Source organism: Arthrobacter sp. MDT1-48-3, assembly GCF_054511015.1.
The window spans coordinates 62,523-70,383 of the sequence record NZ_JBTNDL010000012.1 but is presented as its reverse complement, the minus strand read 5'-3'; the positions used below and the strand labels follow the sequence as shown (position 1 = coordinate 70,383).

General features: G+C 68.1%; 7 protein-coding genes. 3 read left to right on the top strand and 4 right to left on the bottom strand.

Going from position 1 to position 7,861, the window contains the following annotated elements; genetic code table 11:
* Positions 1-174 precede the first annotated feature (174 nt).
* From ACX80L_RS17040 to ACX80L_RS17030, 3 genes are all read left to right on the top strand, one after another.
* The gene (locus tag ACX80L_RS17040) at positions 175-708 is read left to right on the top strand and encodes an SRPBCC family protein (protein ID WP_459291224.1); all 534 of its coding nucleotides are present in this window, start codon (positions 175-177) and stop codon (positions 706-708) included.
* The gene (locus ACX80L_RS17035) at positions 708-2,075 is read left to right on the top strand and encodes an FAD-binding oxidoreductase (protein ID WP_459291226.1); all 1,368 of its coding nucleotides are present in this window, start codon (positions 708-710) and stop codon (positions 2,073-2,075) included. Before ACX80L_RS17040 ends, ACX80L_RS17035 begins: the two co-directional genes overlap by 1 nt.
* A gap of 101 nt (positions 2,076-2,176) precedes the next feature.
* On the top strand, positions 2,177-2,698 hold the full coding sequence (locus tag ACX80L_RS17030) for a DUF4190 domain-containing protein (RefSeq protein ID WP_133083128.1): 522 nt from the start codon (positions 2,177-2,179) through the stop codon (positions 2,696-2,698).
* Between the two features lie 57 nt (positions 2,699-2,755).
* Here ACX80L_RS17030 and ACX80L_RS17025 read toward each other — a convergent pair whose 3' ends face one another.
* The 4 genes from ACX80L_RS17025 to ACX80L_RS17010 form a co-directional block, all read right to left on the bottom strand.
* Positions 2,756-4,117 carry a DUF4032 domain-containing protein gene (locus tag ACX80L_RS17025; RefSeq protein WP_208740546.1) on the bottom strand — a complete coding sequence of 454 codons (1,362 nt, stop codon included), beginning with the start codon at positions 4,115-4,117 and terminating at the stop codon, positions 2,756-2,758.
* Between the two features lie 143 nt (positions 4,118-4,260).
* A complete protein-coding gene (locus ACX80L_RS17020) occupies positions 4,261-5,349 on the bottom strand; it encodes an ABC transporter ATP-binding protein (RefSeq protein ID WP_459291222.1) in 1,089 nt (362 codons plus the stop codon).
* A 105-nt stretch (positions 5,350-5,454) separates the two neighbouring features.
* Positions 5,455-6,261 (bottom strand): trehalose-phosphatase, encoded by an 807-nt coding sequence (otsB, locus tag ACX80L_RS17015; protein WP_208740547.1) that lies wholly within the window; start codon positions 6,259-6,261, stop codon positions 5,455-5,457.
* The gene (locus ACX80L_RS17010) at positions 6,251-7,750 is read right to left on the bottom strand and encodes a trehalose-6-phosphate synthase (protein ID WP_133083132.1); all 1,500 of its coding nucleotides are present in this window, start codon (positions 7,748-7,750) and stop codon (positions 6,251-6,253) included. Before ACX80L_RS17010 ends, otsB begins: the two co-directional genes overlap by 11 nt.
* Positions 7,751-7,861 lie beyond the last annotated feature (111 nt).

Below are 7,861 nucleotides of genomic sequence, written 5' to 3'. Positions count from 1 at the left end.
ACAGCGCCGATGGTACTGCACCCGAGAGAGTGTGGGAGAGTAGGACACCGCCGGACAACACTCCAACGGGAAGGCCCCGCACCACCAGGTGCGGGGCCTTCCCCACTTAAAACCACACACCCCGATGGCGCCGGGCCGGCACGGGGCATCCAGCCACAGCGGTAGGGTCGAACCATGAGTGGATTGTTCTCACACCCCTCTTCGGCGACGGAGCCGGCCGAGCGGGCGGCGTTGCACGTGGAAGTCGCCGTGCCGGCTCCCCGTGATCATGCCTGGGCCGGACTGACCGAGCACCTACATCTGTGGTGGCCCGCGGGGGAGCTGAGCCGATGGGGAGAGGACAGTTTCTTCGATCTGGAGGACAACGCCCTCGTGGAGACGTCGTCGCAGGATGACGAGAACGTCTGGGGTGAGATGGTCGACGGGCAGCCAGGACAATGGCTCGAGCTTCGCTGGAAGCACGTCGGCTCCACGTCGGCCACGCAGGTGCGGATGGAGATGGCGGAGGACGTCGAAGACGCGCTGGACCGCCCGGGTGGAGACCGCACCGCTGGGGACGGCCGAACGGACGACGCACCGGCCGGAACGCGCCTGACACTGATCCACAGCGGCTGGACGGCCGCGGATCCGCAGGACCTCTACGAGTTCTACACGAGATTCTGGCCCGACACGCTCGCTCGGTACCGGCGCTTCATGGGGGGATCATGATGCACGCCTCGCTCCTCGATGAGCTGACGGCGGCCCTGCCCGGTCGCGTGTCGACGACGTCCGCCGACCTGCTGGGATACTCCCGTGATCAGGGGCCGGTCCTGCACCCCACCCTGCCCAGCGCGGTCGTCCGAGCGCGTTCCGTCGAGGACGTGCAGGCACTGCTGCGATGGGCCACCCGCCACACTGTGCCCGTCGTCAGCCGTGGTGCCGGCTCCGGCGTCTCCGGCGGAGCGCACGCGACGCCGGGCAGCGTGGTCCTGTCGCTCGAACTCATGACCAGGATCGTCGAGGTGAACCCCGACGACGAGACCGCCGTCGTCGAGCCGGGCGTGATCAATGCCGACCTCAACGCGGCTGTCGCAGAGCACGGCCTGATGTACGCCCCGGACCCGGCGAGTTACCGCTGGTCGACCATCGGTGGGAATGTCGCGACGAATGCCGGGGGGCTCCGCTGCGCCAAGTACGGCGTGACCCGGGACTCGGTCCTCGCCCTCGACGTCGTCCTCGCCGACGGCACCCTCGTCTCGACGGGGCACCGGACGTTCAAGGGTGTTGCGGGATACGACCTGACCGCCCTCATGACCGGATCCGAGGGGACACTGGGAGTGATCGTGGGCATCACAGTCCGATTGCGGTACCTGCCGCGCGAGGTGCACACGTTGGCGGCCTTCTTCGACGACTTCCCGCAGGCAGCGGCCGGCGTCCTCGCGATAGGTCGTGCCCGTGTGCAGCCCGCGATCCTCGAGCTCCTCGATGGTCGTACCCTCGAAGCGCTCGACGGCGCCCACGGCTCGGACCTCCGGCGACGGGGTGGGTCACTCCTCCTTGTCCGGACCGACGGCTACGGGGCGGCAGCCGAGGCCGAGGCCATCAGATCGGCCCTGGCCGCGCTGGGAGCGAGCGTCAGCGACGAAGGGTCGGATGAGGCCGACCGCCTCGTGGACCTGCGGCGGCACAGCCGCGGGGACGAAGTCGACGACCTGTACCGGGTGGGCGAGGACGTCGCGGTGCCCAAGTCCCGACTGGTCCACTATGTGGCCGATCTGGAGGCGATGGCCGTGCGCCATCGGGTCCGGCTGAAGGTGGTCGCCCACGCCGGGGACGGCAACCTCCACCCGACGTTCTGGGTGGAGCGCAGCGAGGGGGAGCAGGCACGGCAGCGGCTCGAGGATGCGCTGGACGAGTCGGTGCGGCGTGCCCTCGACCTCGGCGGGACGATCACGGGCGAACACGGCGTCGGGCAGTACAAGCGCAGGTGGCTGGCCTGGGAACAGTCGTCGGAGATCCTGGAGCTGCAGGCGCGGATCAAGCAGGTCTTCGATCCGCTCGGCATCCTGAATCCGGGGAAGGCGATCGTCTCCTGATTGTTGCGCCGCAGTTCCGGATGCCGCCTGTCGCCCAGTGATACTGTTCAAGAAATTGCCGGAAAACTCCGTCTTTTTCCATCTCTTCCCCTGGGGGCAGCATGTCTGACAACAATCCCGGATCGCAGGGCAACTCGCCCTACGGCCAGCAGAACCAGCCGCAATACGGCCAGAACCAGCCGCAGTACGGCCAGAACCAGCCGCAGTACGGCCAGAACGAGGGATCGTACGGACAGCAGTCTGCATCGCCCTACGGCCAGCAGGGCCAGTACGGGTCGGGCTCGGGCAACTACCCCGGCCAGCAGGGTTACCAGGGGCAGCCCGCAGAGAACCCGGGCCGGACGCTCGGGATCGTCGGTCTCATTCTCGCCATCTTCCTCGCGCCGATCGGCCTCATCGTCAGCATCGTCGCCTTCGTGAAGTCGCGAAAGGCCGGCATGGGCAACGGACTCGCCCTGGCCGGGATCATCGTCGGGGCGCTCCTGACGATTCTCTGGACGGTCCTGATCATCGTGATCGCCAGCTTCGCGGCAGATCTTGCCCAGCAGATCATCCAGGCGTGCGAGGGCCAGCCGACAGGTACGCCGGTCACGGTACAGGGCCAGCCGGTCGAGTGCCCATAGCGGATCCAGCATGACGAAGGACCGGCAGCCATCGTGCTGCCGGTCCTTTCCTTATGCCTAGTTGTCCCCGTACTCCGAGTCCTCGTCGATGCCGATGGTCCTGGCATCGGCCGTCAGCATGATCTCCGCCTCGTCGCGCCGGTGCCGCAATTCGTCGTCGAGGTAGGACTGCACGGCTTCGGCCATCGGTACGTTCCGGTCCTCGCGCTCGGACATGTACCACCGGTGTTCCAGCACCTCGTGCACCACCTCGGCGGGCTCGAGCTTCCCGCCGAGCTCGCGTGGAACGGCGCGGACGATGGGTTCGAACACCTCGTTCACCCAGAGGTGGGCGCTGAACTCCTCGTCCAGGGTGGGGTTGTTGTCTGCGCGGTAGGCGTCCATGTCGTTCAGGAGGCGCCGCGCCTGGTTCTCCTGCGCATCGAGGCCTGTCAGCCGGAGCAGACGACGGCTGTGGTGTCCGGCATCGACGACCTTGGGCTGCAGCTGGATCTGCGTGCCGTTCGCGGCCGTCTTGATCGCGTACTCCTCGACGTCGAACCCTAGCTCGTTGAGCCGTCGGATACGAGCGCCCACCCGCCAGCGTTCGCCGAGCTCGAAGGACTCCTTCTCGGTCAGCTCGCTCCAGAGGCGGCGGTAACTGTCCATGATCAGCTCGCTCGTCGCGAGCGGGTCCACCTTCTCCTCGATGAGCCCGCCCTCGGCGAGGTCCATCAGCTCGCCTGCGATGTTCACGCGCGCGATCTCGAGGTCGTACTCCCGCTGGCCGGTCGACAGCTCCGGGTAGAGCTCACCTGTCTCGGCGTCGACCAGATAGGCCGCGAAGGAACCGGCATCACGGCGGAACAGCGTGTTCGACAGTGAGACGTCGCCCCAGTAGAAGCCGATCAGGTGGAGGCGTACGAGGAGCAGCGCCTGTGCGTCGATGAGGCGCGTCAGGGTGTCCCGGCGGAGGGTCTGCGAGAACAGGGCACGGTAGGGCAGCGAGAACTTGAGGTGCCGGGTGACGAGGACTGGGTCGAGGTCCTCCCCCTCGGGCGTGGTGCGGCCGGAGATGACGGCGACGGGTTCGACACACGGCACATCCAGGCGCTGGAGCTTGCGGAGCATGTGGTACTCGTGGCGGGCGATGTGCTCGCTGGTCTCCTTGACGGCGATCACGGACCCGCCGAGATGGGCGAAGCGCACGATGTGCCGGGAGATGCCGCGCGGGAGCGCGGCGAGTGCACTCGCGGGCCACTCCTCGAGGGCGATGTGCCAGGGGAGGTCGAGGAGTTCCGGGTCGGTGGCTGCCGCCGTGATGTTCAGGGACCCGAGACTCGGGGCCTCCGCCGAAGCGGGCCGCAGCCGCGGCAGCTTGCCGGTCTGGTCGTAGTCCGTCGGCTCGTCATGCCACTGGGCGTTCGAGGTCTCTGTCATGGTGCTGCCTTCGAGGTAGGGCTGGGATGGTCCTGGTTCAAGGGTAGTTGCCGTTAAACGAAGCGGTGGCGTCCGCCGGGTATCCAGGGGATGCCCGGCGAAGCCACCGCCGTCGTCGTACGTGGTGCGCAGTCCGCGAGGAGCTAGATCGTCTCTGCCAGGCGGAGACCGCTCGTCGTGTCGAACAGGTGGACGTGGCCCTGCTCGGGGCGGACATAGACGCTGTCACCCTTCATCGGCGGGCGGCGGCCGTCGACGCGGACGACCATGTCGTGGTCCTTGCCGTCGAGCGTGGTGTGACCGTAGATGTAGGCGTCGGCGCCGAGTTCCTCGACGACGTCGACCTCGACCTGCAGGCCCTCGCCGGTGCTGCTGAGGACGAGGTCCTCGGGACGGACACCCAGGGTGACGGTGTTGCCGGCGGCCGCGTCCAGGACGCTGCTCGGGACCGGGTAGACGATGCCACCGAAGAGGACGCCGCCGTCGGCCACGGGCAGTTCGAGGAGGTTCATCGCGGGAGAGCCGATGAAGCCGGCCACGAAGACGTTCTTCGGGCGCTCGTAGAGGTTGCGGGGGGTGTCGACCTGCTGGAGGATTCCGTCCTTGAGGACCGCGACACGGTCACCCATGGTCATGGCCTCGACCTGGTCGTGCGTCACGTACACCGTGGTGACTCCGAGGCGGCGGGTCAGCGAGGCGATCTGGGTGCGGGTCTGCACGCGCAGCTTCGCGTCGAGGTTCGACAGCGGCTCGTCCATGAGGAAGACCTGCGGGTTACGGACGATCGCACGGCCCATGGCGACACGCTGGCGCTGACCGCCGGAGAGTGCCTTCGGCTTGCGGTCGAGGTAGTCCTCGAGGTCGAGGAGCTTCGCGGCCTCGCGGACACGCTCCGCACGCTCTTCCTTCGAGACACCGGCGATCTTGAGCGCGAAGCCCATGTTGTCGGCGACCGACATGTGCGGGTAGAGAGCGTAGTTCTGGAAGACCATCGCGATGTCGCGATCCTTCGGGGGGACGTCCGTGACGTCGCGGTCACCGATGAGGATGCGACCGGAGTTGACGTCCTCGAGGCCGGCCAGCATTCGCAGGGAGGTGGACTTCCCGCAGCCGGAGGGTCCGACGAGGACGAGGAATTCGCCGTCGGCGATGTCGATGTTCAGCTTGTCGACGGCGGGCTTCTCGGTGCCCGGGTATAGGCGCGTGGCCTGGTCAAACGTTACCGTTGCCATGGTGTTGGTTCCTTTTCACGGGCAGGTACGTGCCCGACGATCCGTAGTGAATGGAAAGATATTCAGTTGGAGTGCGCGACCCGCCAGCAGTACCGGTGACGTCGGTCACGCTTCCGTAGTATGACACGTTCCCCGGGATGACGCATCCGCCGTCCGCAGGGCCACCAGCTCCTCGAGGACCGCGGTGAAGTCCTCCGGGGAATCGACCGTGAAGGACGCGGCGGTGGGGCCCGGCCCGATCCGCACGCCGACGTCGCCCGGACCGAGCGTGCGCTGGGCGTCCTCGTCCGTGACGTCGTCTCCCGCGAACAGGACCGCCGTGGCGCCCGTCGCCTCCCGCAGCAGGGCGAGTCCCTGGCCCTTGTCCGCCCGGACCACCGAGATCTCGAGGACGCGCTTCCCATCGGTGATGCTCAGCTCCCCGAGTTCCGCGAGCCCCGTACGCGCTGCGCCGACTGCGGCATCGGCGACGTCGTCGGCTGCGGTCCTGGTGTGGAGGACGACGCCGGCCGGCTTGTATTCGACGAGGGTCCCCTGATGCCCCGCCGCCGTCCGTTCCACGACGTCGACGGCTCGCCGCAGGAGCTCCTGCTGTTCCGGGGTGAGGGCCAGGGGTGCGCCGTCGGGTCCGGTCCAGGTCTCGGCGCCATGGCTGCCGATGAGCATGGTCTCGGCCGGAGGCTCCGCGACGATCCGGAGACTGTCGAGGGCGCGGCCGGAGATGAGTGCCGTCGTCGTGTCAGGGAGGGCGGCCAGCGCGCGGAGGGCCGCGGCCGACGCCGGAAGCGCGCGGGCGTCCTCGGCGCGCTCCACCAGCGGTGCGAGTGTGCCGTCGAAGTCCAGCGCGACGAGCAGGTGCGGTGTCGAGGAGAGGGCCCGGAGCGCTGCGCCGAGCCCGGCATCAGTCACCATCGGTGGGGCTCCCGGAGTGGAGGGCGTCGAGGAAGGCGTGCGACCAGCGCTCGACGTCGTTGTGGACCACCTGACGCCGCATGAGCCGCATGCGCCGCATGGCTTCCGCCTTCGGCATCGAGATGGCGGAGATGATCGCGCTCTTCAACCCGTCGATATCGTGCGGGTTGACGAGGATCGCCTGGCGGAGGGTGTCCGCGGCTCCGGCGAACTCGCTCAGGACGAGCATGCCCGTGTTGCCGGTGCGGGCGGCGACGTACTCCTTGGCCACGAGGTTCATGCCGTCCCTCAGGGCGGTGACGAGCATGACGTCGGCGGCGAGATAGAGCGCCACCATCTCCTCCACCGGATAGCTGTGGTGGAGATACCGGATGGCGGTGTTCTTCATGGTGTCGTGCGTGCCGTTGATCCGGCCGACGGCACCCTCGATGTCCTCACGCAGGATCCGGTACTGCTCCACGCGCTCGCGGCTCGGGCTGGCCACCTGGATGAGGGCGGCGTCCTCGACCGTGATGGCGCCGTCCTCGAGCAGTTCCCCGTAGGCCTTGAGCCGGTGGCCGATGCCCTTCGTGTAGTCGAGGCGATCGACGCCGAGGAGGATGTGCTGCGGATCGCCCAGTTCGCGCCGGATCTCCTTCGACCGCTCGATCACGTCCGGACGCTGCGCCAGCTCGGTGATGGACGCGGTGTCGATGGAGATAGGGAACGCCTCGGCCCGCGATACGTAGGCCGACGTGCCGTCGTCGCCTGCAGGCACCTGCACCTGCTGGGCCTTGATCGTGTAGCCCTTGAAGCGGCGCACGCAGCGGAGGAAGTTGCTCGCGTCGCTGGGGCGCTGGAATCCGATCAGATCCGCGCCGAGGAGCCCCTCGATCACCTGCCGGCGCCACGGGAGCTGTGCGTAGATCTCCAGCGGCGGGAACGGGATGTGGTTGAAGAAGCCGATCTTCAGATCGGGCCGGGCCTCCCGCAGCATCCGGGGGACGAGTTGCAGCTGGTAGTCCTGCACCCAGACCGTCGCCCCCTCCGCTGCCACGGACGCGGTCGCCTCCGCGAAGCGCTCGTTCACCCTGCGGTAGGAATCCCACCAGGTGCGGTGGAACTCGGGGGAGGCGATGACGTCGTGGTAGAGCGGCCACAGGGTGGCGTTGGAGAAACCCTCGTAGTACAGCTCCACCTCCTCCGCGCTGAGCGGCACCGGGACGAGGCGCATGTTGGCCTCGTCGAACGGCTCGAGCGTCTCGTCCGGAGCTCCGTGCCAGCCCACCCAGGCGCCGTCGGCCTTCGCCATCACCGGCGCCAGTGCCGTCACCAGGCCGCCCGGGGAACGGCGCCACGCGCTGGCGCCGTGCTCGTCGACGACGCGGTCCACCGCGAGCCGGTTGGACACGACGATGAAGTCGAAGTCGCCGAACCCGCCGTCCGCGGAGAACGTCGGGATGACCCCTGGCGTGGTCGAAGGTTGTGCTGCGCTCAAAACGGGCTCCATCGCGGTAGTTGGTCTTCCCTGTGACTCTATCGGGTCGTGCTCCCCGCGGTCCGGCGTCCCAGGGGGCTTGAAGCAACGGCCGATAAACTGTCGCCACCGCACGGCCGACGA